This window comes from Nocardioidaceae bacterium SCSIO 66511 (assembly GCA_023100825.1).
Taxonomy (GTDB): Bacteria; Actinomycetota; Actinomycetes; order Propionibacteriales; family Nocardioidaceae; genus Solicola.
Genome location: CP095846.1, coordinates 3483220 through 3508606, shown reverse-complemented (window position 1 = coordinate 3508606; position 25387 = coordinate 3483220). Strand labels below are relative to the sequence as shown.

The window sequence follows — 25387 nt, the reverse complement described above, 5'->3', positions numbered from 1 at the left end:
GTCTCCCCGAACCTCCGGAGCTGTCTTCTGTGTGCGGGTCGGTTCAGCTGCGAACCGATACGACCTAACGACGTGTGAGTGCGCTGAGACGTTGTACGCCGCAGGTATCGATTTGGTTTCCGGCCTGCTTCGTACGGCGCACTAGTCCGGATCCACCGATCGCGCAGACGAATCGTCGAACAACGTATGCCATGCGGTTCTCGGCCCGTTTGGCAATTGTCGCCCGTGCTGGCCTGTGACGCGCCACACTAAGGTCGGCCCAACGGGGCCTGTGAGCACCCATGAGGAGACAAAAGATGTCGATGTTCAGCTGGAAAGTCGTCTACGGCGGCAAGACGCCGCCGCCTGGTAAGGCAGTCGGGCCCCAGGAGCGACTGAGTTGGCCGCGTACGATCGGCCTCGGCGCCCAGCACGTCGTGGCGATGTTCGGCGCGACGTTCGTCTTCCCGATCGTGATGGGGCTCGACCCGAACCTCGCGATTCTGTTCTCGGGTCTCTGTACGATCCTGTTCCTCGTCATCGTCAACGGGCGGGTGCCGAGCTACCTCGGTACGAGCGCCTCGTTCGTCGCCGGCGTCACCGCGATCCGTGCCCAGGGCGGTGACTCGTCCGACGTGACCGGTGCCATCCTGGTCGCCGGCCTGGTCCTAGCAGCGGTCGGCGTACTCGTGCACTTCGCCGGTGCGAACCTGCTCAAGAAGGTGCTTCCTCCCGCCGTGACCGGTGGCGTCGTGATGCTGATCGGGTTCAACCTCGCGCCGGTCGTCGCGCAGACGTACTGGCCGCAGGACCAATGGATCGGCCTGCTCACCGCGGTCTTCCTGGTGTGCGCCGCCGTCCTGCTGCCCGGCTTCTGGGCCCGCATCGCCGTCTTCCTCGCGCTCGTCTTCGGGTACGCGATCTCGTGGCTGTCCGATGTGATGTTCGGGCAGATCACCTCGGTAACACCCGCGACCGCACCGGACGCCGTCGCTCACGATCGGATCAACCTCGACGGTCTCGGCGATGCCAAATGGTTCGGTCTGCCGAGCGGCGATCTCGCCGACGGAGTGTCGGCCGTCCACTCGCCGAGCTTCTCGCTGACGTTCATCCTGCTCGTCATCCCCGGCGTCATCGCGCTGATCGCCGAGAACACCGGCCACGTCCGGGCCGTCGCCGAGATGACCGACGAAGACCTCGACCCGTACATGGGCCGCGCGCTCGGCGCCGACGGTGTCGCCACCGCGTTCGCGAGTGCGTTCGGTGCCTCGCCGACAACCACGTACGCCGAGAACATCGGTGTCATGTCGGCCACCCGCATCTACTCGACCGCCGCGTACTTCGTCGCCGCGATCTGCGCGATCATCCTCGGGCTTTGTCCGAAGTTCGGCGTCGTCATCAACGCGATCCCCGGCGGCGTCCTCGGCGGTATCACGGTTGTGCTCTACGGCATGATCGGTCTCATCGGCGCGAAGATCTGGGTCGACAACAACGTCGACTTCGGAGATCCGGCCAATATGGTGCCGCTCGCGGTGGGCCTGATTGCCGGCATCGGCGGTGTCACACTTGAGATCACCGACGACTTCGAGCTGGGCGGCATCGCACTCGGCACGATCCTGACGATCGTCCTCTACCACCTGGTCAAGGGCCGCGCGCAGACCACCGACACCACCGAGGTGAAACAAGCACCGTGAAGCCAGCACCGTTCTCGTACCGGCGGCCGACGACCCTCGACGAGGCACTGCAGACCTACGCCGGCGAGCCCGACGCAAAGGTGCTCGCCGGCGGGCAGAGCCTCATCCCGCTGCTGTCGATGCGGCTGGCAGCTCCTTCGATGCTGATAGACATCAACGGCATCGCGGAGCTCGATCGACTCGAGGTCGATTCGGCCGGGGTACGGTTCGGTGCGAACGTCCGCCACGCGAGGCTTCTGGGCGATCCGGAAGCCGCGCGTGTGCAACCGCTACTGACGAAGGCGCTCGGATACGTCGCCCATCCGACGATCCGAAACCGCGGCACCACGCTCGGTTCCATCATCCATGCGGATGCGTCCGCGGAAATGCCGGTTGTGCTGGCGCTGCTGGACGGCAGTGTCACGGCGGCTTCCGCCGGCGGTACCCGCACGATTGCGGCGAGCGACCTGTTCGTCGGCCCACTCGAGAGTTCGCTGCGGGCAGGCGAGATCGCGACGGAGGCCTTCGTACCTGCGCTGCCGGCCAACACCGGAGTCGCCTTCACCGAAATCGCTCGCCGGCACGGCGACTACGCACTATGCGGCGTCGCCGCGCTGGTCTCCGCCGACGACAGCGGCGCGATCACATCGGTCCGTACGGGCTACCTGTCGGTCTGCGATACGCCAACGGTGGTTGACGTCTCGGAGGTCTTCATGGCCGGTTCGCTCACCGACCGGGCGGTCGATGATGCCGCGGAGTTGGCGCTCGCCGCCCTGGAGCCCGAGACAGATATCCACGCGACGGCCGACTACCGACGCCACCTGGCTCGGGTACTCACAATGCGAGCCGTACGCGAGGCACACGACGACTGCGTCGCACGACGCGTGGGGGTGAACCCATGACCATCGGCACCGAGGAGACCTACGACGTACGGCTGCGCGTCAACGGCACTGCGTACGACCTCAACGTTCCGGCCAGAAGGCTGCTCAGCGACGCGTTGCGGCACGACCTCGGACTCACCGGCACCCACGTCGGATGCGAGCACGGGGTGTGCGGTGCCTGCACGGTTCTCGTCGACGGTGAGCCGACGCGCGCGTGCTTGATGTTCGCCGTAGCGGCGCAGGCGTACGAGATCACCACCGTTGAGGGGTTGACCAACGACGACGGCTCCCTCGGCCCGGTGCAGCAGGCGTTCAAGGAGTGCCACGGGCTGCAGTGCGGCTTCTGCACGCCCGGGTTCCTCACCACCATCACGGCAGGGATCAAGGACAACCCCGAGCCGAGCGACGACGACGCGCGCGAGATGATCGCCGGCAATCTATGCCGCTGCACGGGCTATCAGAACATCGTCAAGGCCGTGACCCGTGCCGCCGAGATCGCCCGTGACGACGAGTCGGGGGGTCAGCGGTGACCACCAAACTGTTCGGCGAGAAGGTCGCCCGGGTCGAGGACGACCGCTTCCTGCGCGGCCAGGGTCGCTACACCGACGACCTCGTGCCCGACGCGGTGCATGCGGCGGTTCTTCGTAGCCCGCACGCGCATGCACGCATCGTCGACATCGACGTGGAGGCCGTGCTCGACGTTGACGGCGTACTCGCCGTCTACACCTACGACGACCTCACGGGTCCGCTGGCCGAGCCGCTGCCGTTGCTCATCCCGCATCCCACGTTGACACATGGGCGTACGCAGTACGCGCTCGCGAAGGACGAGGTCAACTACGTCGGCGAGGCGATCGCGTTCGTGGTCGCGGTCGACCGCTACGTCGCCGAGGACGCCGTCTCGCGGATCCACGTCGAGTACGACTTCCTGCCCCCCGTGGTGGGCGTCGAGGCGGCCCGTGCTGCCGACGTCCTCGTGCACGAGGACGTCCCCGGAAACGTCGCCGCCCACATGGAGCAGTCGGCCGGCAACGCCCAGGCGGCGATCGAGTCGGCTCCACACACGCTGAGCCTCGATCTCGAGGTTGAGCGCAGCGCGTCGATGCCGCTGGAGGGTCGCGGCACCGTCGCGCGCTGGGACACCGACAGCCAGCGCATGCAGGTGTGGACGTCGACCCAGACGTCCACGGGTGTACGCGCGGCGGTCGCTGCGAAGCTCGGGTTGGATCTCGGGCAGGTCGACGTGATGACACCCGACGTCGGTGGTGGGTTCGGCGTCAAGATCGTGCACCCGTGGCCGGAGGAGGTGCTCGTACCCCTTGCAGCAAAGGCGCTCGGGCGACCGGTCAAGTTCACCGAGGACCGCCGCGAGCACTTCATCTCGTCGGCCCACGAGCGGGGTCAGCTGCAGCACATCGACGTCGGTTTCGACGACGACGGTCGAATGCTCGGCCTTTCGGTGCGGTTCTGGCACGACAACGGCGCGTACACGCCGTACGGCCTGATCGTCCCGATCATCACCTCGACGCAGCTGCTTGGCCCGTACAAGCCGCAGAACTACTCGGTCGTCTTCGACAGCCTCTACACCAATACGGTCATCGTCACGCCCTACCGCGGCGCCGGCCGGCCGCAGGGCGTGTACGCGATGGAGCGCACGATGGATGCCATCGCCGCGCACCTCGGCAAGGACCGCGCCGAGGTGCGAGCCGCCAACTTCATCCAGCCCGACGAGTTCCCGTACGACCAGGGTCTGCTGTTCCAGGACGGTCGTCCGCTGATCTACGACTCGGGCAACTACCCGGGCTCGCTCGACAAGCTGCGCGAGCTGATCGGCTGGGACGACTTCGAGAAAGTCCGCGACGAGGCGCGTGCAGCGGGCCGCAAGGTCGGCATCGGTCTCGCTTGTTACGTCGAGGGCACCGGAGTCGGCCCGTACGAAGGCGGGCACGTGCACATCGAGACGAGCGGCAAGGTCAAGGTGTCGACCGGGCTCACCACTCAGGGCCAGGGGCACCAGACGGCTTTCGCGCAGATCGTCGCCGAGGAGCTCGGCGTCCCGTTCGAGGACATCGAGGTCGTCACCGGCGACACTCGTCGCTCGCCGTACTCCGTCGGCACCTTCGCATCTCGCGCCGCGGTGATGAGCGGGTCGGCGATCGCGCTGGCCGCGCGCAACGTACGCGAGAAGGCACTGCGCATCGCATCGGAGGCCCTGGAGGCCGATGTCGACGATCTCGAGATCACCGACGGCGTCGTACACGTGAAGGGCGCGCCCGACAGCAAGATCGCGCTCGGCACCATCGCGGTGCTCTCCAACCCGCTGCGGTACGCCTTCGACGAGGCGTCGAAGGCGGCGACGCAGTTCGTGGTCGGCGACCCGGACAAGCCGCCGGTCGATGAGGACGACGAGCCTGGTCTCGAAGGCAAGGACTTCTACTCGCCCCCGCGTTCGACCTTCGCCAGCGGAATGCACGCGGTGATCGTCGAGACGGATCCCGAAACCGCCGAGATCAAGATCCTGCGGTATGCCGTCGTCCATGACTGCGGCAACCTGATCAACCCGATGATCGTCGAGGGTCAGATCCACGGCGGCGTCGCCCAAGGCGTCGGCGGTGCGCTGTACGAGCGGATGGCCTACGACGAGCACGGGCAGCTGCAGAACGCCTCGTTCATGGACTTCCTGATGCCGTACGTCACCGAGGTGCCCGAGACGATCGAGATCGACCATCTGGAGACACCGTCGCCGTTGAACCCGCTCGGGCTCAAAGGTGCGGGCGAGGCCGGTGTCATCCCGTCCGCGGCGGTCTTCGCCTCGGCGATCGAGGACGCCGAGGGCTTCCCGATCACGTCGATGCCCATTTCCCCCTCGGAGCTGTACGAGCTCCGGCTCCGTCACGAGAGCGAACATCCCGAGAGAAGAGAGCGTCCATGAAGGTTGCAGGTGAGGCCGTCCTCAACGCCCCCGTCGAGAAGGTCTGGAACGCCCTGCTCGACCCGCAGGTGCTCGTTCGTACGATCCCCGGATGCGAGCGGCTCGAGACGACGGGCGAGAACGCATACGCGATGACGATCACGGCGGGTGTCGCGTCGATCAAGGGCACGTACGCCGGCACGTGCGAGCTCAGTGATCTCAAACTGCATGAGTCGCTGGTGATGAAGGCTGCGGGTTCTGGCGCGCCCGGGACGGTCGCCGCCGATGTGGTCGTCGGCTTCTCCGACGCCGGTGGCGGTACCACCCGGCTCACCTACGACGCGGATGCGATCGTCGGCGGCATGGTCGGCGGCGTGGGTCAGCGGATGCTGACGTCGGTAAGCAAGCGGATGGCCGGCGAGTTCTTCGGCTCCGTCGACGATGTGCTCAGCGGTACGGTTCCGGCCGACGCTCCGGCCGAGGCGGTTGCGCCGGGCGAGCCGGCCGCCGCTGCCGCCGTCGGGCAGTCGTTCACGCCGCCGGCGATGCCCGCTTCGTACCGCGACTCCAGCGCTGCTCGCGATGAGCTCGTGAAGGGCGTCGTCCTCGGCGCGGGTTTGGTGCTTGCCGGGGTCGTCGTCGGCGGCCTGTTCGGGCGCAGACGTGGCTGACGTGTTCGGTACCGCTCGCGGCATGGTCGTGGCGTTGCGTACGAAACGGATCTCTGCGCGCGAGCTGCTCGACGCACACCTCGATCGCGTCGAGGCGACCAACTCCGAGGTCAACGCGGTCGTCAGTCTCGACGCGGAGCGGGCACGTGAGTCCGCGCGTGAGGCAGACGACCGGCTGGCGCGCGGGGACGACGTCGGGCCGCTGCACGGCCTGCCGTTTGCGTTCAAGGACACCCACGCCGCCGCCGGTTGGCGCACGACGTACGGCTCGCCCCTGATGGCCGACAACGTGCCGGAGCGCGACGACCTCGTCGTCGAACGCGTACGCGCGGCCGGTGCGATCACGATCGGCAAGACCAACACGCCCGAGTGGGCGGCAGGCTCACATACGTTCAACCCGATCTTCGGCACCACACACAATCCGTACGACCGGTCGCGGTCGGCAGGCGGGTCGAGCGGGGGAGCGGCGGCCGCGTTGGCGAGCGGGATGGTGCCGCTGGCCGACGGCAGCGATATGGGCGGCTCCTTGCGTAACCCGGCGTCGTTCTGCAATGTCGTCGGGCTTCGCCCGAGCGTCGGCCGCGTACCGAACTGGCCCGCCGCGAACGGCTGGGAGTCGCTGTCGGTCGCCGGTCCGATGGCTCGCAACGTCGGCGACCTGGCGATGCTGCTTTCGGTGATGGCCGGGCCGTCATCGCGTTCGCCGATCTCCTTGGAGGCACCCGGTTCGACGTACGCCGGTGCGCTCGAGGGCGACCTGCGCGGCCTGCGGGTTGGCTTCTCGATCGACCTGGGCGGCGCGTTCGAGGTCGACTCCGCGGTTGCGGCGATCGTCGGCGCTCAGCGTGATGTGCTCGCAGATGCGGGCGCTCAGGTCGACGATGCATATCCGGACCTCACCGGAGCCGACGAGGTTTTTCGTACGCTCCGCGCGTGGCATTTCCAGTTCGTGCACGGGCAGCGGCTCGCGGAGGAGCCAGACGGGTTCAAGTCGTCACTCGCCGACAACATCCGCGCGGGCGAGGGCCTGTCGGGCGCCGATATCGCGCGCGCGTTCGGCCTTCGTACGCAGGTTTTCGAACGCATGCGAGAGTTCTTCGATCGCCACGACGTCCTTGCGATGCCGGTCAGCCAGGTGCCGCCGTTCCCAGCCGACCAGGAGTACCCCGAGTCGATCAACGGTCGTGCCCAGGAGACCTACCTCGACTGGATGCGTTCCGCGTACTTCATCACCGTGACCGGTTGCCCGGCCATCTCACTGCCCGCGGGCTTCACCGACGAGGGCTGGCCGGTCGGCCTGCAACTGGTCGCACCCCCACACGGCGAGCGCCGGCTGCTCGAGATCGCCCACGCGTACGAGCAGCTCGTCGACGCGGGTGCCCGCCGTCCCGCGCTCTGAGACTTTCGGCTCCCGCCCATCGTGGGGTACGCGAGTGGCGCAGATTGGCTGTTCGAGCGCCCGCCACCGAACCGATTTGCGCCACTCGTGGAACGAGCGATGTGGCCTATCCACAGGGGGCACTCGGGCGGCTGGCGTATCCCGTGCTTATTGGGCATGGTCTGCCGATGCAGCCGATTCGCCATCGTGCCCAGTCCTCGCACGGACTTTCCGCCGGCCAGCTACGTAACGCCCGCTGGTGGCACCCGGTCGCTGGCGTGGCGATGCGAGCGGAGGATGCCGGCCTCATACCCGAACGTTGTAAGGCGATTCAGCTCGCTCTTCCCGACAACGCTGTGTTCACTCATGTGACCTCGGCACAGCTCCGTGGATGGTGGCTGCCCTCGGGAGTGAAGGAGTGGCCGATCATCGCATGCACCGACGGAGGCGCTCCACATCACGACCGCCGAGGCGTGTACGTACGTCGGTGCGCGATCCCGGCTCAACATCGGCGAATGCTCGGTGACGTGCGGGTGGCGTCATCGGAATGGACGATTGTGGAGCTCGCCGAGGACCTGGAACTGGTCGATCTCGTCGTGGCAATCGACTCAGCCCTGCAGCTCGGCGACTGCACCGCTGAGTCACTGGCCCGGTCGGTGGTGGCCGGAAGGCCCGGTGCGAAGCGCCTGCGATGCGCCCTGGACCTGGCGGATCGCCGCAGTGAATCGCCCTGGGAGTCGATCCTGCGTCTCGTGCACGTTCTCTCCGGCATCGTCGACGTCGAACCGCAGGCGAAGATTTGTGACCAGACCGGCGTGATCGTGGCTCGTGCGGATCTGCGCCTGGGTCGGAGCCGACGGATTTGCGAGTACGACGGTGCCGTACATCGGGCTGGTGCACAGCACCGGCGGGACCTACGGCGAGACAAGGTGCTGCTCCGTCTCGGGTACGAACGCTTCGGGTACACCGCGTCAGAAATCCATCGCGATGCGCATCGCATCGTCCTGGACGCCGAAGGCGCGCTTGGACTCGACCACGATCCGCGACGGGTTCAGGGCTGGCTCGCCGAGTACCGGAAGTCCTCGCTTACGCCGCGCGGAAGCGATCGCCTCGCACGCAGAATGCGGCGCTTCGTCCGATCGGAGTCACCTCGATCCGAGCGGCACTGAGTGCATCGTGGCGAGTGGCGCAGATTGGCTGTTCGAGCGCCCGCCACCGAACTGATTTGCGCCACTCGTGGAACGAGCGATGAGCGGTGCGGCCTCACATCCGTACGCGCCGCTTCGTCGGAACCGGTATGGAACCTGTGAACACCGCGATCATCTACTACAGCGCTACCGGCACGGTGCATGCCCTCGCAGCCGCTGCGGCCGAGGGAGCAGAGAAGGCGGGAGCCGACGTACGCCTGCGCAAGGTCGCCGAGACCGCACCCGCCGAAGCGATCAACACGCGACCCGATTGGGTGCAGCACATCGCCGACACTGTCGACGTCGCGGAGGCGAGCCTCGACGACCTAGCGTGGGCAGACGTGGTCCTGTTCGGTTCGCCGACGCGATTCGGCAACCCAGCAAGCCAGTTACGAGCATTCATCGACAGCGTGGGGCCACTGTGGGCGCAAGGTGCGCTCGCCGACAAGGTGTACTCGGCGTTCACCGCGAGCTCAACTCCGCACGGTGGCCAGGAGTCGACCCTGCTGGCGCTGAGTAACACCTTCTACCACTGGGGCGGCATCATCGTGCCCCCTGGCTACGCAGACCTCGTCGAGTTCAAGTTCGGTAACCCGTACGGCACCTCGCATGTGTCCGGCGTCGGGGCTCCGGGTGACGACGCGTTGGAGGGCGCGCGCTACCAGGCTCGCCGAGCCGTCGACACCGCGACCGCACTGAGAGTGGGCCGCGCCGCCTAGCAGCCACCGTCCCGCCGAGGTACGTCGTCCCGCCATATACGGGCAGCTCATTGGCAGGACGGCGTACCTCGGCGAAGGCCGTCGGCGCGTCTTGCGCGGTACTGCGCAATGTGTAGTAGTGTCCATCGCGCAATCAGAGGAGTGCGGATGGATACGACGCAGTTGCTCAAGGGGGTACTCGATGTGGCGGTGCTGGCGATCGTCGACCAGGAGGACGGGTACGGCTACGACGTCGTACGCCGCCTGCGCGCGGCAGGCCTCGATGCCGTCGGCGATGCCTCGGTGTACGGCACGCTGCGGCGGCTCTTCGCCGCGGGCGCACTGACTACGTACGTCGTTGCGTCCGAAGAGGGCCCACATCGCAAGTACTACGGCATCAATGCCGAGGGCCGCGCGCGCCTCGAAGCGCAACGCAAGGACTGGGCAGAGTTCGCCACGTCCGTCAACGCGCTGCTCGACCCCGAGCCGGTGAAGGAGAAGGCATGAACGACACCGCCCGACTGCATCCCGAGGTCGCGGAGTTCGCGGCAGACGTACGCGCGCAGCTGAGCGATCTCGGCGCCGATGAGATCGAGGAGCTGACCGGTGACCTCGAGGCCGACTTGCAGGAACGTGTCGAGGAGGCCGGAGTCGATGACCTCGAAGATCCGGCCGCGTACGCGACCGAGCTGCGTAGCGCCGCCGGACTGCCGCCCCGCGCTGACGTACGCCAACGGCAGCCCTGGCATCGGGCGCTTGCGTCCGGTGTGACCAATCGCCTTGCTCTGCTGGAAGAGCGGCTGCGCGCCACGCCGGTGTCGTCGGCGACGCTCGACTTCTTCATCTCCCTGCGGCCGTTCTGGTGGATCCTTCGGGGCTGGGTGGCGTACGAGATCGCGCACCTACTGTTCGCTTCAGGCTCCCCTGGAGCGTTCTTGCCGCACTCGCTACTGGGATGGGTCGCGCTGTTGGTCGCTTGCGTGGTCAGCGTGCAATGCGGACGCGGTGAGTGGACGGACCGACGCTGGATACCGCGTCTCGTGATCGCGGGCTCGGTGGTCGCCGTTCTGGGTCTTCCGTTCGCGTTCGACCATGCCGTGGACCATATGCGGGTGCAGCAGGTCGTACCCCGCGGGTTCCAGGCGGACAACTACCCGGACGGTGGTTTGCGGATGAACGGGCTGCCAGTACGCAACATCTTTGCCTACGACGCCGACGGTGAACCCATCGACAACTATCAGCTGTACGACCAGGCCGGTAAGCCGCTGTTCATCTCGAAACGCCAGTCGTGGGACTGGGTTTCGATACCGGGGACGCAGCGGTCAGGGCAGCAGGCGTGGAACGTGTTTCCGCTCAAGCGAGTCAAATGGTCCGACTCGACGTACGACCCTGCAGTCGGTAACCGGGTCGCCAAACAGGGTGTCGTGCCGCAGGTGTGGAACCTCCCGATGGCGACAGCGCCCGAACTCCTCACCCCTCCCGCCGAGGGTGGACAACCCGAAGAACCGAAGGGCGACGCGCAGCCGCCGCCGGAGGATGCCAAACCGCCAAACTGACGTCCGTGGCCAGTAACTGCGACCCGGGCTGGCAGATCTACACAACGAACCAGCGATCCTACGGCGATGCTTGCCGTGGCCTCGTACGTGCGAAAGGGGTGGAATGAGAGGCGCGTACGAAAGCCGTGATGCGAGGAGGAGGCCACGTGGCCGAGCAGCGCCGGATCCGCATAGGGATCGACACGGGTGGCACGTTCACCGACGTGGTCGCCTTCGACGAGCAGACCGGGGAGCTCGTCACCACGAAGACCCCGTCGACGCCGAGCAACCCGGCCGACGGGTTCATCGCCGGCATCGACAAGGTGTTGGAGCGCATCGGCCTGGCCGGCGCGGGTGACACGATCGCCGCGGTCAGCCACGGCACGACGGTTGCGACCAACCAGCTGCTCGAGGGCAAGGTCGAGCGCCTCGGGTTCATCACCAACGACGGGTACGAGTCGGTGCTCGAGATCGCGCGCCAGTCCGTGCCCGACGGTTACGGCAACTCCTACTTCTGGGTCAAGCCCGACCGCATCGTCGCGCGCGACTACGTCAAGACCGTACGCGGGCGGCTCGACTACACCGGCGCCGAGATCCGGCCGTTCGACGAGGCCCAGGCGCGCGACATCGCGCGCTGGTTCCGCGAGCAGGGCATCGACACCCTGGGCGTCTGCCTGCTGCATGCGTACGCGAATCCCGCACACGAGGAGCGCCTGCGCGAGATCATCGCCGAGGAGCATCCCGACGCGATCGTGTCGCTGTCGTCGCAGGTGCTGCGTGAGTACCGCGAGTACGAGCGGTCGATGACCACGCTCGTCGACGCTGCCGTGAAGCCGAAGGTGTCGCGTTACATCGACAACATCAAGGGTCATCTCGATGCGTTCACCGGCGCCGAACGCCCGGTGCCCTTCTACGTGATGAAGAGCAACGGCGGGGTGCTCAGTGCCGACGAGGTCGTGCACCAACCGATCACCACAGTTCTGTCGGGCCCAGCCGCGGGGGCGCTGGGCGCGGCTTTGATCGCGCAGGTCGCAGGGTTCGACCGCGTCCTCACCTGCGACGGAGGCGGTACGTCGACCGACGTGTCCGTGGTCATCGACGGCGAGCCGACTCTCACCACCGAGGGAACCGTCGGCGTCTACCCGAGCAAGATCCCGATGATCGACGTCGTGACGGTCGGCGCCGGCGGCGGCTCGATCGCTTGGCTCTCCCCGGAGGGCACGCTCAAGGTCGGGCCGGCCTCGGCGGGCGCCGATCCCGGCCCGCTGTGCTACGGCCAGGGCGGCACCGATGTCACGATCACCGACGCCCACGTCGTGCTCGGCCGCATCCCTCCGCATCTACTTGGTGGAGAGATCCCGCTCGACGTGCCTGCCGCGAAGGACGGCGTCGACGCGCTCGCGGGCAAGCTCGACCTGTCGCCGGAGGCGGCGGCGATCGGTGTACTCGAGATCTCCGCCTGGAACCAAGCGAATGCGCTGCGTCAGATCACCGTCAAGCGCGGGCTCGACGTACGCGACTTCACGCTCACGACGTTCGGCGGTTCCGGTTCGCTGTTGCTGTGCCGCCTGGTCGACATCCTCGGACTCCCGAGCGTGCTCGTTCCGCCCGACCCGGGCAACGTATCGGCGTTCGGTTTGCTCACCGTCGATGTCAAGAACGACTACGTGCAGACGTACGTAACCTTGCACGACCAGCTCGACAAGTCGGCAATGTCCAGTGCATACGGCGATCTGACGACCCAGGCGGCAGCAGCGCTCAACAAGGAGGGCTTCGCCGCAGCCGATCACCGCTTCGTACGCACCGCCGACCTGCGCTACTTCGGCCAGGCCTTCGAGGTACGCGTACCTGTGCCAGATGGCGACTTCGATGACGAGCTGGTCGAGGAGGCGGCGCGCCGGTTCCACGCCGAGCACCGTGCGTTGTACGGCTACGACTTCTCCGGCGATGACAGCCAGCAGGTCGAGTGGGTGAACCTCCGGGTCTCCGGCATCGGCCCGATCCAGCGGCCGGACATCCGCGCTGAAGGCGGCGCCGCCAGTGCCACCCTCCCGGAACCGACAAGTCGTCGTCCGGTCTGCTTCGACGCCGAAGACGGCTACGTCGAGACGCCGGTGTACTGGCGGGCGGACCTCGCGCCGGGCAACGAACTGCGCGGCCCCGTGATCATCGAGGAGTTCGGTTCGACCGCACCGATCCACCCAGGCTTCGTGGCGCGCATCGACGCGTACCGCAACATCATCGTGACCCGTGAGGAGACGGCATGAGTACCACCACGTCGGAGTCCCGTCGCGCGCCGACTCAGTTTCCCTTTGACACGTTGACGTCTGACGCAGGAGCCTCGGCCGATCCGGTACTCGTCGAGATCGTGCAGGGCAGCCTCGCGTCGGTCGAAATGGAGGTCGAGACCGCGATCTCGCGTACGTCGCGTTCGCCGATGATCCGCGACGCACACGACTTCCGCGCCGGTATCCACGATCGGTTGCTGCGTAAGCTGACCGGCCGTTCGTACAGCGCACTGGTGCATCCCGTCGCGCGGGACTTCCCGCTCGACGAGATGGTTCCCGGAGACGTGTTCTTCCACAACGACGTGTACGAGTCCGAAGGCGGCATCGGCCACCTGCCTGACCTGTGCGTCACGGTGCCGGTCTTCGCCGACGGCGAGGTCGTCGCCTTCGTACAGGCTTTCGGGCACCACGACGACATCGGCGGTGCTGTGCCCGGGTCGATGCCGAGCAATGCGACCAGCGTGTTCGAGGAGGGCCTGATGGTGCCTCCGATCAAGCTCTGGGACGCCGGCAAGCCCGTACGCTCCGCACTCGCGATCATGACGCGCAACTCGCGCATGCCAGAGTCACTTGCGGCCGACCTCGACGCCGAGTGCTCCGCCTGCCTGATGGGCGCACGGCGGCTCGGCGAGCTTTTCGAGCGCTACGGTCGCGAGACCGTCGAGGCCTGCTTCGACGCGATCATCGACAACTCGACGCGTACGTACCAGCGCGAGATCCTGTCCAAGATTCCCGTCGGCACCTGGACGTGGGAAGACTACGCAGAGCACGACGGCGTCGATGATCCCAAGCTGCACACGCAGCGAATCACCTTGACCCGTACGGGCTCTGACGATCCTGACGGCGAGCGGCTCATCCTCGACTTCGCGGGTACGTCACCGCAGGCCAAGGGCCCGATCAACCACTGCGGCGACTACTCCGACGGCGTGTTCCTGAAGAAGTGGCTCGCTCCGATCCTGCGCAACCTCGCCGACACTCCGGAGCGGATGGCCGAGCTGGATGTCAACGAGGGCGTGGTTCCGCTGATCGAGATGCGGTTCCCGCCCAAGGGCACGCTGCTCACACCGGAGTTCCCCGCGCCGACGAACGCGCGTACGTTCGTGATCCTGCGCCTACTCGGCGTGCTCGCGGGTGTGATCGCGAAGGCCGTTGACGGCCGGATGCCCGCCGACCAAGAGACGATTCGCTACACGGGCGTCTACGGCGAGGACATGCAGGGGCGTTCGTACCTCATGCGCGAGGTGCTCGGCGGCGGGTCCGGCGGGCGCTACTACGCGGACGGCGAGGACACCATCCACGTCGTACCCGACTCTCGTAACCTGCCCACGGAGTTCACCGAATCACGATTCCCCTTTGTGGTCGAGCGTCTGGGGCTCGCGAAGGACTCTGGTGGTGCCGGGAAGTTCCGCGGCGGACTCGGCTACGAGAAGCACATCCGGATGCTCAAGGACGCGCACTTCATGTCGATCGCCGACCGGTCGATCCTCGCGTGCTGGGGTGTCAAGGGCGGCAAGGCCGGCCGACCGTTCGAGGTCGTCATCGACGCGGGCGGCCCGAACGAACGCGAGGTCGACGCGCTCGCCGATGCCGAGGTCGTACGCGCGGGAGAGACGATCCGCATCCGCACGACCGGTGGCGGAGGGTGGGGTGACCCGCTCGAGCGCGACCCCGATCTCGTCGTACGCGATGTGCGTTGGGGCAAAGTGTCAGCTGACGCCGCGCGAGACGACTACGGTGTGGTTCTGACCGGATCGGTCGAGGCGGGTGACCTCGGCTTCGACGTCGAGGCCACGCGGTCGGCTCGTGCCGAAGCAGCCGAATCGCGGCCGGAGGAAGCATTCTTCGATCGCGGTCCCGGCTACGCGCGGCTGAGTGGCGGCGGCCAGGCGGCTGACGTCGACTGGCTATGAGGTGAGGGCGATGAGCGTACGCAGAGTCGCAGTCGTCGGTGCGAACGGGAAGACCGGGCGCGCTGTGTCGGCGGCTCTGCACGCTCGCGAGGTCGAAGTGTCGGCGATCGGACGCGCCGAGCTCGCGAGTCTGCCGAAGGCGCTCGCGGGGGCGGATGCGCTGTACCTCATCGCACCGAACATGTTGAAGGACGAGCCGGCGTTCGTACGCAGGATCCTGGCCGTCGCGCAGTCCGAAGGCATCCGACGGATCGGCTACCACTCTGTCGCCGCTCCGTACGCTCCCGCGATGCCACACCACCTCGGCAAGGCCGAGGCCGAGAACGTCGTACGTACATCGCCGGGTGACTGGACCATCCTGCAGCCCTGCGCGTACGTGCAGAACTTCGTACCTGCGCTGAGAGCCGACGACCCGGTATTGCGGGTCGCGTACTCGGCGCACGCTCAGTTCGGTCTGGTCGATCTCGATGACGTTGCCGCGGCAGCAGCCCGGGTGCTGACGTCGATCGGTCATGAGGGCGCGACGTACGAGCTCGGTGGGCCGCGGCTCGTCGATCTGTACGACGTGGCGGCCGCCGCGGCCGGCGTGCTCCGCCGCGAGGTGCCCATCCATGAGGTCTCGGTCGAGGAGTGGCGTACGTCCGACGGCGCCGGGCTCGACCCGCGCGTCCGCGACTGGCTGGCCGCGATGTTCACTTACTACGACCGTTACGGCTTGCCCGTCGGCCCGATGCCGCTGCGCGGGTTGCTCGGCCGCGAGCCGACGGCGCTGGGGGCAACGCTGACCCGGGAGCTCGTCGGAGCCGGCTGATACGCGCTACGAGGTGAAGTCGACGCTCAATCGGGCGCGACCCGTGATCTCCGCGACGACCGTGTCGCCCGGCGCGATCGGTGCGGGTGGCGATGCGGTACCGGTCGTCACGATGTCGCCGCGCCGCAGCTCGAGGTTGAACCTCGCCAACTCCTCGGCCAACCAACAAAGCGAAGTACGCGGGTCTCCGAGCGCTGCGGCACCGCTGCCGGCGGAGAAACGACTTCCGTTGACGTCGATCGTGACGGCGTGGGCCGCCAAGTCGAGCTGCCGCCACTCGTCGACTCGAGGCCCGAGTACGAAAGACCCGGTACACGCCCCGTCGGCGAGGATCTGCAGGCCGTCGACCGCACCGAGGTCCGTGTAGCGGGTGTCCGGGATCTCAACGGCGACGTGCAACGACTCGACTGCATCGAGCACATCGTCGGCAGAGGCGCTGGGCGCGACAGTACGCCCCATGCGGAATGCGAACTCCGGCTCCGCGACCCGCATCGTCTGGCCGGCAAGGGAAACCGCCTGCCCTGGTTCGTACTCGAAGCGTGCGTGCATCGCGCCCGCCAGCGGCCCATCGACGCCGAGAACCAACTGGCTCGCGGCAGAGGTGGCCGCGACCTTCCAGCCGATCGTCGGGCCGATCATCGAGGTCACGGTGCGTTGGATCGCCATCGCTGCTGCGGCGTCTGCCGGCCGGAGTTCGGCAGGCAGCGCGGCGAGTGTCTCGCCTGCCTGCCAAGCGTTCCAGAGCATCGTCGCGGCCGTCTCGGCGTTCGTGATCGTCATGCCGAGAGTCTCTCGTACCCGATCAGCGCTGCATCGCCGTCATCAAGGGCTGTGCGGCGTCCTTGAGCTCGGCTGATCCGTCGCGTCCGCGGAGGGCGCCGATGCAGATGCCGAGCAGGCCTACGACGATCCAACCCGACAGCACGAGCAGCGGTGTGCCCGCACCGGCTCCGTCGAAGAACGCGATATCGCGCATCGCGGTCGCGCCCGCTCCTGGTGGGAGCAGCTGACCGATCAGTCGCGCAGGCTCAGGCAGCAGGAACGGCGACGACGCGGCTCCCGACCACGGGTTGCCGAGGAAGAGCATCAGCGGAGCGACCGCCACGAACCCGAACCGGCCGAAGGCCGCGACGAACCCGACGATCGTGCCCGAGATCGCCGCAATCGTGAGTGCGGGCGCAACGGCGTTGGCGATCCAGCTGCCCTGCAGGATCCCGAACCCGCCTTGGGCGATGGCGACTGCGACCACCGCACCGATCACGGCCGCCGCGGCGATCATCGCGACCTGCTCCCAGCCCCGCTTGGCGGTGAGCAAGACGAGCACGGAGGTGATCACCGAGACGAGGACGAGTGGCAGCACGAGGGATCCGAGAGCCGAGCCGCGCGGATCGTCTGCATCCGCGGGTACGACATCGACAACGGGAGCCTGGTTGTCGCCGGGCGGCGCGAACATCGTGGTGAGCATCTCGGCGACCGCTGGGCTCGCCGCGGAGGCGGTCAGGAGCTTCTGGCCCGATTCGCCGGCGACGACTGCTCCGTAGATCTCGCGGTCCTCGATCGCTCGAGTCGCCTCCGCCTCGTCGTCGTAGGTATGGACGTCGAACGCGTCACCCTGTTCGGAGAGCTGACCTTCGACGGCCTGTACGGCCGGTGGCGGGCCGGCGACCCCGATCGGGAGGTGGTCGGGTTCCGGTTTCGCACTTGCCCACATGAATGCCCACATGGGTAGCGCGACAAGGATCGGCAGCACGACGAACAAGGCGAGCAGCCGCGGTGCGAGCGGTCGGGTGGTGGTGTTGCGAGCCATGGGTTGGTCCCCCAAAAACAGAAAGAAGAATGATCGTTCGTTTTAAGGATGCACATCGCAGCACCCGTTTGTCAAGAACGATCATTCGTTTTATATTTGACCGCATGCCAAAGGTCTCCGAGGAACATCGCACCGCCCGTAGAGAACAGATCCTGGATGCCGCGATGATTCGCTTTGCAGACAACGGCTTCCAGGCGACCGGCATGGCCGACGTCATCGCTGCGACGGGGTTGTCCGCCGGTGCGGTCTATCGGTACTTCAAGAGCAAGGACCAGCTGATCGAGGCGATCGTCGACCGGGTCCTCAGCCGTACGGCCGACCGCTTCGGAGAGCTGCTCACCGCCGGCTCGGTGCCCGAGCCGGGTGCAGCGGTGCGCATCGGTGTCGAGGCGATCGACGAGATGGCATCGAAGGCGCCCGTCGAGATCGGCCGGCTAGCGGTGCAGGCGTGGGGGGAGGCATTGCGCAACGATCGAGTCTCCGCCGTCGTGAGCAACGCGTACTCCGTGATCAAGGGCTACTACGCGGAGGTCAGCCGACGCGCGGTCGAGGCTGGAGCGATGCCTCCTGGTGCCGACCCCGACGCGCTTGCGGCGGCGATGTACTCCCTCACCGCAGGCTACGTACTCCAACGCACACTGGAGCTCGATGTCGACGCGCAGGCGTACGGTCGAGCCGTCGAAGCACTGCTCGCAGGCAACCGGCCTCACTGACTTCGCAGGTATGTCAGTACGGCGAGCACCCGGCGATCGGCAGCGTGGTCGAGGGCGAGCTTGGCGAAGATGTTGCCCACATGCTTGCGTACGGCGGCTTCGCTGACGAAGAGCTCCTCGGCGATGGAGCCGTTCGTACGACCCTGCGCCATCCACGAAAGCACCTCGCGCTCGCGCGGGCTCAGCGAGGCGAGCGGCCCGTCGTCGCGCTTGCGCGCCAGCAGCTGCCGTACGACATCGGGGTCGATGACGGTGCCGCCGGCGGCGACCTGGTCGAGCGCATCCAGGAACTCGGTCACATGGCCGACGCGGTCCTTGAGCAGGTATCCGATCCCGCCACCGCCATGGGACTCGAGCAGGGCGGGGAGGTATGCGTCGGCGACGTACTGGGACAGCACGACGATGCCGAGGTCGGGGTACGAATCGCGAATCACGGCCGCGGCCTGCAAGCCCTCGTCGCTGTGCCCGGGAGGCATTCGTACGTCGGTGACGACAAGGTCGGGTGGCGTGTGTCGCACGGCGGCAACGAGGGCGTCCGCAGAGCCGACCGATGCGCTCACCGTATGGCCCGCGGCCTCGAGGATGCGCACGATCCCCTCGCGCAGTAGCACGGAGTCCTCCGCTAGCGCGATGTTCATGCCTCGACCTGACACGGTGCCTCCATCGTGATGGTGGTCGGGCCCCCGGCCGGGCTGGACACGGACAGCGTGCCGCCCAGCGCATCGAGGCGAGTAACCAGTCCGGCGAGTCCACCATCGGGTACGACGGAGGCACCGCCGCGACCGTCGTCGGTGACCTCGATGTGTAGATGTTCGTCGTCGACCGTGCCGCGAATCGTCACTCGCCGAGCGCGCGCGTGCTTGATCGCGTTGGTGAGCGCCTCGCTCACGACGAAGTACGCGGTCTCCTCGACCGCGGACGGCAACCGCCCGACGTCGAGGTCGACCGTGACCGGAAGCGGGCTTCGATCCGTGATCTCGTTGACGGCAGCCAGCAGCCCGTGATCGACGAGTACGCGCGGATGGATGCCGCGGACAGCGTCACGCAGGTCACCGAGCGCGGCCTCGGCCTCGCCATGGGCGCGTTCGACCAGCGTGCGCCCGTCACCGTCGGGTAGCTGGGTCTCGGCGAGCCCGAGGGTCATCGTGAGCCCGACGAGTCGCTGTTGCACGCCGTCGTGCAGATGTCGTTCGATCCGGCGGCGTTCGGTCTCGAAGGCGCTGACGAGATCGAGACGCGAGCGCCGCAGCGACGCGATGCGCTCCTCCAGCTCATCGGTCCGCGGACCGAGCAACGCGCGTGCAGCCTCGGCCTGGGCACCCGCGACGACGGTCTGGGCGTACGCGCTGTGCACCCACCACAACGGTGCAAGCAAGAGCGCGATCGGCAGGCCCTCGGCAAACGTCTCGGCCCGCCAGAGGAGCACGTCGACCGGTCCGCCCCAGGTCAGGAACGGTGTGAGGAAGAGTAGTGCGGTAACGATGATGGTCGGAATCGCGACCACGAAGTTGAGCGGCATGAACAGCAGCGCAAGCAACATCGCGTACGCGAACTCTCGTACGGACGCCGGCTCGTTTCGCCACATCGCCAGCCGCTCGCGTGCGGTGGCGAAGCTCGTGTCGACGTGCGGATCCGTTGGCGGCGGTCGATCGGCTGACGCCATCAGCCGTAGCCGCCAGCGCTCGACCATGCCGATGGGTACGCCGATCACGGCGGCGTACGAGAGCAGGACGATCCCGATGACAACCGGGGAGAGCAGGATCCCGGCAGCCATGTATGCGACGCCGACGATCAGGACGACGAGCCCGGCTGCGGTACCCGAGAGCGTGTACGCGAACGAGCGCCACGGCCACGACGACGTCAAGAACCGAAGGGGGTTCGACGCCATCGCCCGCCACGGTGTCGGCGCGATCGGGTTCGTCACAACGCAGACCGTACACAGGTAGCGCGCACGCTACCCGGCTGTCGCTTCCGGGCCAGTGCGCGGGCGATGGCAGCGTCGTTGACTTGTCGGTATGACACTCATCGAGGACCCGAGCGAAGCCGCCGCGCGTACGAACGAGTCTGCGATCTCCGTCGAGCAGCTGGAGAAGAGGTACGCCTCCGCAGCAGGTGAGGCAGTTGCCCTGGTGGGCGTCACCCACTCGTTCGCGCGGGGATCGTTCACCGCCGTGATGGGTCCATCGGGGTCAGGCAAATCCACCCTGCTGCAGTGTGCGGCCGGGCTCGACCAACCGACTGCCGGGCGGGTGCTCTTGGGTGATGTCGAGCTCGGCGGCCTCAACCGGGCGCAGCTGGCGCAGCTGCGGCGGACCGAGATGGGCTTCATCTTCCAGGCATACAACCTTCTTCCGGCCCTGACGGTTTACGACAACGTCGCGTTACCGCAGCGGCTCGCCGGGCGGCGGCCGCGGCGGGCAGAGGTCAAAGGTGCGCTCGCCCGGGTCGGCCTGGATGACCTCGTGCGCCGCCGCCCGGCGGAGCTGTCCGGTGGTCAGCAGCAGCGCGTTGCCATTGCCCGTGCCCTGCTGAGTCGCCCCGCAGTGGTGTTCGCCGATGAACCGACCGGGGCGCTCGACAGCAGGTCCGGACGAATCGTGCTCGACCTGCTGCGCGAGGCGGCCGATCTGGAGGGACAGACGGTCCTGATGGTCACGCACGACCCGGTTGCCGCGGCGACGGCGGACGAGGTCGTGTTCCTGCGCGACGGCGCGATCGTCGGCCGCCTCGGGGACGCGACAGCGGCGCAGATCGCTGGCGCAATGAGCGGACTGGAAACCTGATGCTCTACCTGGCCGGCCGGCTCGTGCGTACGAGCCGAGCGTTGTACGCCGGTGCGTTCGTATCGGTCGCATTGGGTGCGTTCATGATCGGACTTGCTGCCAACGCAATCGCGGCCGGCGAGGCGTACCGCTCGGCACATTCCGGCGGGCTCGAGGTAGTGGTGAGCGGCGGTGGGGTGGCGAGGCACACGGTTGGATACGTGTCGTCGGACGAGACGCCCGAGGGGCTGCAGGCCGTGCTCGGCTTCGTCGCGACGCTGGGCGGCTTCATGACGGCCTTCCTGGTGGCGAGTACGTTCGCCTTCGTCGTCGCATCCCGTCGTCGCGACCTCGGTCTGCTGGCCCTCGTCGGTGCGACGCCGAAGCAGATCCGACGGCTCGTACTCGGAGAGGCGTTGACCGTTGCGACGGTTGGTTCGGCGGTCGGCTGCCTCGGTGCGTACGCTGCAACTCCGGTGTTGCTCGAGGTGGCTGCGGGCACGGAGTTCTCTCCGATGCACCTCGAACCATCGTCGCCCTGGCTGCCGCTCACGATCGCGTTCGGGACAGGGGTCGTAGTCGCCGTCATCGGCGCGTACTTCGCAGCCCGCCGCGCAGCCAACCTGGCTCCGGTCGACGCATTGAGGGACGCCGCGGTGGAGCGGACGCGGCTGACGATCATTCGCGTCCTCGTCGGTCTCGGCTCGGTCGCCGGCGCGGTGGCCGCCATGTCCGTGATGACGCCCGGCGACCTCGAACTGGCCATGGCCGCAGGGATCTTCGTACCGCAGTTGCTCGTGATTGCCTTCGTCGCGCTGGCACCCGTGTTGGTTCCTGCGCTCACCCGAGTGGCCGGTGCGCTCGCCGAACGCATGGGCGGTGTCGGTGCCCACCTCGCGGCGAACTCCGTACGGGCGACGCCGCGCCGGTCGACATCGCTGATGTCACCGATCGTCGCGATCACGGCGATCGCCGGATCGATGCTGATGGTGCTGAGCATCGCCGCGGCCGCCGACGAGTCCGTACGCGCGGAGACGATCGATGCCCCGATCGTCATCGAGTCGGCGACGCGGGCGGATCTGCACCGCATCGAGTCCGCCCCGGGCGTCGGAGCCGTCGATTGGTCGACGACGGTCGAGGTCGTCCGAACTGACCGCGGGTACGCCAACGGCACGGTTGGCGCGGGAGTCGACCCGCGGACCTTCACGCGCGCACGTGACCTCGATGGCGTCAGTGGGTCACTCGAGCGCTTGCGCGGCAACACCATTGCGATGACCCGGATGGAGGTGGCAGGGGAGCACTACCGGATCGGCGATCGCGTACGCGTCGCATTCGCCGACGGGAGTACACAACGCTTACGCCTGGTCGCCGTCGTACCGGACGCGGCCGGCCTCGTACCGGACGTGATGATTCCACGTCGGCTGGCCATACAGCATGCAGCGACGGCGATGGATGGCGAGGTGCTCGTCGTGCCGGACGCCGGCGCATCGACGTTGGAGGCGCTCGGTGATCTCCGCGATCGGCTCGCCGGCACGGGAGCGACCGCCCGGCCGACCGGCGACTGGCTTGCCGAGATGACGGCGGACACCCGAGCGCAGAACGGCGAGGCCCTGCTACTCGTACTCGGGCCGGCCGGGTTGTACGCGGCCATTGCGATCGTCAACACGATGCTGATGGACGGCACTCGTCGACGGCGGGAGCTCGCGACCGGCGAGCTCGTCGGCGCAACGCCGCGGCAGCTCATGCGGGCCGTTGTCGGCGAGGCAACTCTGGTGTCGGGCATCGCGCTGGCAATCGGCTTCGGGATCGCCGCGTCCGTTTCGTACCTCGTCTGGACCGCTGTCTCGCGCAGCGCCGATGACGTCGCGCTGGTGATTGCCTGGCCGACGCTGGCGGCGATCGGTGCTGTTGCGGGCGTGCTGGCGATCGCCGGAGCGGTCATACCGGCGACCGTCACACTCCGTAGCATCGGATCGGCCGGGTCCCTTGGCACAATCTGACCAAGCGGGCCGGTGGCCTTGGTTCTTGTTGACCGTGCGCCGGCTCACAGCGTTCGCCTAATGTCCTGACCATGCGCATCGTGATCGCTCTGGGCGGAAACGCCATGACCTCGGCCGACGGTCGAGCTCGTCCTGAGGACCAGCGGGCCGCGATCACCGAGGCCGCCGAACCGATCGCCGACCTCGTCGTCGCCGGACACGAGGTGCTGCTCACGCACGGCAACGGTCCCCAGGTCGGCAACCTGCTGCTCAAGAACGAGCTGTCCGCGTCGGTCGTGCCGCCCGTGCCGCTCGACTGGTGCGGTGCGCAGACCCAGGCCACCATCGGGATGCTCCTGATCGACGCCCTGGACCATGCTTTCGCGCGGCGACGACACGAACGCCGTACCGCGGCGCTCGTGTCACGTACTCTCGTCGACGCCGACGATCCGAAGTTCCGGTCGCCGACCAAACCGATCGGTCGGTACCTGCCCGAAGACGAAGCGCAGGTGATGATCGAGCACGGTCAGCACTACGTCGAGATTCCCGGCCGCGGATGGCGACGGGTGGTCGCATCTCCGGAGCCGATCGAATGCCTCGACGGACCCGCGGCCGAGGCGCTGATCGCGGCCGGGTACGTCGTCGTGTGCTCCGGCGGGGGAGGAGTCCCGACCGTACGCGAGACAGACGGCACGCTGGCCGGTGTGGAGGCCGTCATCGACAAAGACCTCACCGCATCCCTGATCGCCCGCCACATCGACGCCGACTTGCTCGTGATCGCGACCGACGTCGACTCGGCCGTCACCGACTGGGGTACGCCCCACGCCAAGCCCATCGGTGAGGTGACGGCGAGCGAGATGCGCGCGATCGCGAAGGACCAGGAGTTCGCCTCGGGCTCGATGGGCCCGAAGGTCGAGTCCGTCACCCGATTCGCCGAGCACGGGCGCGGCGTCGGAATCATCACGTCACTGCCGCGGATCGGATCTGCGATCGAAGGCCATCTGGGTACGCGCGTCGTACCAGACCCGGCTTGAAGCAACCACCACAAGGAAGGACACGCCAAGTGCCAGCCGCCATCGAAGTACGTAAGGTCCCGATCCATTCCGTCGCAGACGCGAGCGAGCTCGCGAAGCTGATCGATGACGGCGTCATGGAGGCCGACCGCATCATCGCCGTCATCGGCAAGACCGAAGGTAACGGCGGTGTCAACGACTACACCCGCATCATCGCCGACCGCGCCTTCCGTGAGGTCATCGAGGCGAAGGGCAGCCGCTCGGCCGCCGACGTCAAGCAGATCCCGATCGTCTGGTCGGGAGGCACCGACGGCGTGATCAGCCCGCATGCGACGGTGTTCGCGACCCTTCCAGAGGACAAGGTCGTCAAGACCGACGAGCCGCGCCTCACGGTCGGGTTCGCGATGAGCGAGAAGCTCCTGCCCGAGGACATCGGCCGTACGGCGATGATCGAGAAGGTGGCGGCGGCGGTCAAGAACGCGATGGCCGAGGCCGGCATCACCGATCCCGCAGACGTGCACTACGTGCAGACGAAGACCCCACTGCTCACGATCGACACGATCCGCGACGCGAAGAGCCGCGGTGAGACCGTGTGGACCGAGGACACCCTCTCGTCGATGGACCTGTCCAACGGCACAACGGGCCTCGGCATCGCGGTGGCACTCGGTGAGATCGAGATGCCGACCGACGAGGACGTCCTGAACGACCGCGATTTCTACTCCGCGGTCGCGTCCTGCTCATCCGGCGTCGAGCTCGACCAGGCCCAGGTGGTCGTCGTGGGCAACGCCCGCGGTGTCGGTGGCAAGTACCGCATCGGGCACTCCGTCATGAACGACGCGCTCGACGCCGACGGGATCTGGGGCGCGATCAAGGACGCCGGCCTCGACCTGCCCGAGCGGCCGCACACCAGCGATCTCGGTGACCGCCTGGTCAACGTGTTCCTCAAGTGCGAGGCGAGCCAGGACGGCACCGTACGCGGACGCCGCAACGCCATGCTCGACGACTCCGATGTGCACTGGCACCGTCAGATCAAGGCGTGCGTCGGCGGCGTGACTGCCGCCGTGACGGGCGACCCGGCGGTGTTCGTGTCCGTGTCCGCGGCACACCAGGGCCCAGAAGGCGGCGGCCCGGTCGCCGCGATCATCGACGCCAGCTGACCCGCGCACGGATGTTCGGTGCGGATTGCACCACCGA

Annotated in this window: 22 protein-coding genes; 18 read left to right on the top strand and 4 right to left on the bottom strand. The window is 67.5% G+C overall.

The features are described from left to right. Positions 1 to 296 precede the first annotated feature (296 nt). From MU582_16530 to MU582_16470, 13 genes are all read left to right on the top strand, one after another. Positions 297 to 1673 carry a nitrate reductase gene (locus MU582_16530; GenBank protein UPK74026.1) on the top strand — a complete coding sequence of 459 codons (1377 nt, stop codon included), beginning with the start codon at positions 297 to 299 and terminating at the stop codon, positions 1671 to 1673. Beyond that, positions 1670 to 2554 (top strand): xanthine dehydrogenase family protein subunit M, encoded by an 885-nt coding sequence (locus MU582_16525; protein ID UPK74025.1) that lies wholly within the window; start codon positions 1670 to 1672, stop codon positions 2552 to 2554. Before MU582_16530 ends, MU582_16525 begins: the two co-directional genes overlap by 4 nt. Further along, entirely contained in the window at positions 2551 to 3063 is a 513-nt protein-coding gene (locus MU582_16520; protein ID UPK74024.1) for a (2Fe-2S)-binding protein, read from the top strand. Before MU582_16525 ends, MU582_16520 begins: the two co-directional genes overlap by 4 nt. After that, on the top strand, positions 3060 to 5462 hold the full coding sequence (cutA, locus tag MU582_16515; GenBank protein UPK74023.1) for an aerobic carbon-monoxide dehydrogenase large subunit: 2403 nt from the start codon (positions 3060 to 3062) through the stop codon (positions 5460 to 5462). The genes MU582_16520 and cutA overlap by 4 nt, the downstream gene beginning before the upstream one ends. After that, entirely contained in the window at positions 5459 to 6112 is a 654-nt protein-coding gene (locus MU582_16510) for a carbon monoxide dehydrogenase subunit G (GenBank protein UPK74022.1), read from the top strand. Before cutA ends, MU582_16510 begins: the two co-directional genes overlap by 4 nt. After that, entirely contained in the window at positions 6105 to 7511 is a 1407-nt protein-coding gene (locus MU582_16505) for an amidase (GenBank protein UPK74021.1), read from the top strand. The genes MU582_16510 and MU582_16505 overlap by 8 nt, the downstream gene beginning before the upstream one ends. Before the next feature lie 167 nt (positions 7512 to 7678). Further along, entirely contained in the window at positions 7679 to 8659 is a 981-nt protein-coding gene (locus tag MU582_16500) for a hypothetical protein (GenBank protein ID UPK74020.1), read from the top strand. 128 nt (positions 8660 to 8787) lie between these two features. Then, entirely contained in the window at positions 8788 to 9396 is a 609-nt protein-coding gene (gene wrbA / locus MU582_16495) for an NAD(P)H:quinone oxidoreductase (protein ID UPK74019.1), read from the top strand. Positions 9397 to 9543: 147 nt separating this feature from the next. Further along, complete coding sequence (locus MU582_16490) at positions 9544 to 9882, top strand: PadR family transcriptional regulator (protein ID UPK74018.1); 339 nt, start codon at positions 9544 to 9546, stop codon at positions 9880 to 9882. Further along, complete coding sequence (locus MU582_16485) at positions 9879 to 10931, top strand: hypothetical protein (GenBank protein ID UPK74017.1); 1053 nt, start codon at positions 9879 to 9881, stop codon at positions 10929 to 10931. The genes MU582_16490 and MU582_16485 overlap by 4 nt, the downstream gene beginning before the upstream one ends. Before the next feature lie 146 nt (positions 10932 to 11077). Next, complete coding sequence (locus MU582_16480; protein UPK74016.1) at positions 11078 to 13177, top strand: hydantoinase/oxoprolinase family protein; 2100 nt, start codon at positions 11078 to 11080, stop codon at positions 13175 to 13177. Then, entirely contained in the window at positions 13174 to 15108 is a 1935-nt protein-coding gene (locus MU582_16475) for a hydantoinase B/oxoprolinase family protein (protein UPK74015.1), read from the top strand. Before MU582_16480 ends, MU582_16475 begins: the two co-directional genes overlap by 4 nt. Positions 15109 to 15118: 10 nt before the next feature. Next, entirely contained in the window at positions 15119 to 15919 is an 801-nt protein-coding gene (locus MU582_16470; protein UPK74014.1) for an NmrA family NAD(P)-binding protein, read from the top strand. Positions 15920 to 15925: 6 nt separating this feature from the next. Here the strand turns inward: MU582_16470 and MU582_16465 are convergent, their stop codons facing one another. Together MU582_16465 and MU582_16460 are read right to left on the bottom strand one after the other, a co-directional pair. Next, on the bottom strand, positions 15926 to 16699 hold the full coding sequence (locus tag MU582_16465) for a fumarylacetoacetate hydrolase family protein (protein ID UPK74013.1): 774 nt from the start codon (positions 16697 to 16699) through the stop codon (positions 15926 to 15928). Positions 16700 to 16721: 22 nt separating this feature from the next. Next, entirely contained in the window at positions 16722 to 17726 is a 1005-nt protein-coding gene (locus MU582_16460) for an ABC transporter permease (protein ID UPK74012.1), read from the bottom strand. 104 nt (positions 17727 to 17830) lie between these two features. Here MU582_16460 and MU582_16455 point away from each other — a divergent pair, with 104 nt between their 5' ends. Further along, positions 17831 to 18439 carry a TetR/AcrR family transcriptional regulator gene (locus tag MU582_16455; protein UPK74011.1) on the top strand — a complete coding sequence of 203 codons (609 nt, stop codon included), beginning with the start codon at positions 17831 to 17833 and terminating at the stop codon, positions 18437 to 18439. Here the strand turns inward: MU582_16455 and MU582_16450 are convergent. Together MU582_16450 and MU582_16445 are read right to left on the bottom strand one after the other, a co-directional pair. Beyond that, positions 18433 to 19077, bottom strand: a complete 645-nt coding sequence (locus MU582_16450; protein UPK74010.1) for a response regulator transcription factor — start codon at positions 19075 to 19077, stop codon at positions 18433 to 18435. The genes MU582_16455 and MU582_16450 overlap by 7 nt on opposite strands. Then, complete coding sequence (locus tag MU582_16445) at positions 19074 to 20363, bottom strand: sensor domain-containing protein (GenBank protein UPK74009.1); 1290 nt, start codon at positions 20361 to 20363, stop codon at positions 19074 to 19076. Before MU582_16445 ends, MU582_16450 begins: the two co-directional genes overlap by 4 nt. Positions 20364 to 20454: 91 nt before the next feature. Here MU582_16445 and MU582_16440 point away from each other — a divergent pair, with 91 nt between their 5' ends. The 4 genes from MU582_16440 (at position 20455) to MU582_16425 (ending at position 25350) form a co-directional block, all read left to right on the top strand. Beyond that, positions 20455 to 21222, top strand: coding sequence for an ABC transporter ATP-binding protein (locus tag MU582_16440; GenBank protein UPK74008.1), 768 nt, complete (start codon positions 20455 to 20457; stop codon positions 21220 to 21222). Further along, entirely contained in the window at positions 21222 to 23201 is a 1980-nt protein-coding gene (locus tag MU582_16435) for an ABC transporter permease (protein UPK74007.1), read from the top strand. The genes MU582_16440 and MU582_16435 overlap by 1 nt, the downstream gene beginning before the upstream one ends. Before the next feature lie 71 nt (positions 23202 to 23272). Continuing rightward, the gene (locus MU582_16430) at positions 23273 to 24214 is read left to right on the top strand and encodes a carbamate kinase (protein UPK74006.1); all 942 of its coding nucleotides are present in this window, start codon (positions 23273 to 23275) and stop codon (positions 24212 to 24214) included. A 29-nt stretch (positions 24215 to 24243) separates the two neighbouring features. Further along, a complete protein-coding gene (locus tag MU582_16425) occupies positions 24244 to 25350 on the top strand; it encodes a ring-opening amidohydrolase (GenBank protein ID UPK74005.1) in 1107 nt (368 codons plus the stop codon). Positions 25351 to 25387: the final 37 nt, after the last annotated feature.

Bases quoted from the DNA above. Each gene is read 5' to 3' on its own strand.
- MU582_16460 (UPK74012.1), bottom strand. From the start codon at position 17,726: ATGGCTCGCAACACCACCACCCGACCGCTCGCACCGCGGCTGCTCGCC.
- MU582_16465 (UPK74013.1), bottom strand. From the start codon at position 16,699: ATGACGATCACGAACGCCGAGACGGCCGCGACGATGCTCTGGAACGCT.
- MU582_16510 (UPK74022.1), top strand. From the start codon at position 5,459: ATGAAGGTTGCAGGTGAGGCCGTCCTCAACGCCCCCGTCGAGAAGGTC.
- MU582_16475 (UPK74015.1), top strand. From the start codon at position 13,174: ATGAGTACCACCACGTCGGAGTCCCGTCGCGCGCCGACTCAGTTTCCC.
- MU582_16490 (UPK74018.1), top strand. From the start codon at position 9,544: ATGGATACGACGCAGTTGCTCAAGGGGGTACTCGATGTGGCGGTGCTG.
- MU582_16455 (UPK74011.1), top strand. From the start codon at position 17,831: ATGCCAAAGGTCTCCGAGGAACATCGCACCGCCCGTAGAGAACAGATC.
- MU582_16485 (UPK74017.1), top strand. From the start codon at position 9,879: ATGAACGACACCGCCCGACTGCATCCCGAGGTCGCGGAGTTCGCGGCA.
- MU582_16500 (UPK74020.1), top strand. From the start codon at position 7,679: ATGCAGCCGATTCGCCATCGTGCCCAGTCCTCGCACGGACTTTCCGCC.
- MU582_16440 (UPK74008.1), top strand. From the start codon at position 20,455: ATGACACTCATCGAGGACCCGAGCGAAGCCGCCGCGCGTACGAACGAG.
- MU582_16430 (UPK74006.1), top strand. From the start codon at position 23,273: ATGCGCATCGTGATCGCTCTGGGCGGAAACGCCATGACCTCGGCCGAC.
- MU582_16470 (UPK74014.1), top strand. From the start codon at position 15,119: ATGAGCGTACGCAGAGTCGCAGTCGTCGGTGCGAACGGGAAGACCGGG.
- MU582_16530 (UPK74026.1), top strand. From the start codon at position 297: ATGTCGATGTTCAGCTGGAAAGTCGTCTACGGCGGCAAGACGCCGCCG.
- wrbA (UPK74019.1), top strand. From the start codon at position 8,788: ATGGAACCTGTGAACACCGCGATCATCTACTACAGCGCTACCGGCACG.
- MU582_16450 (UPK74010.1), bottom strand. From the start codon at position 19,077: ATGAACATCGCGCTAGCGGAGGACTCCGTGCTACTGCGCGAGGGGATC.
- MU582_16435 (UPK74007.1), top strand. From the start codon at position 21,222: ATGCTCTACCTGGCCGGCCGGCTCGTGCGTACGAGCCGAGCGTTGTAC.
- MU582_16520 (UPK74024.1), top strand. From the start codon at position 2,551: ATGACCATCGGCACCGAGGAGACCTACGACGTACGGCTGCGCGTCAAC.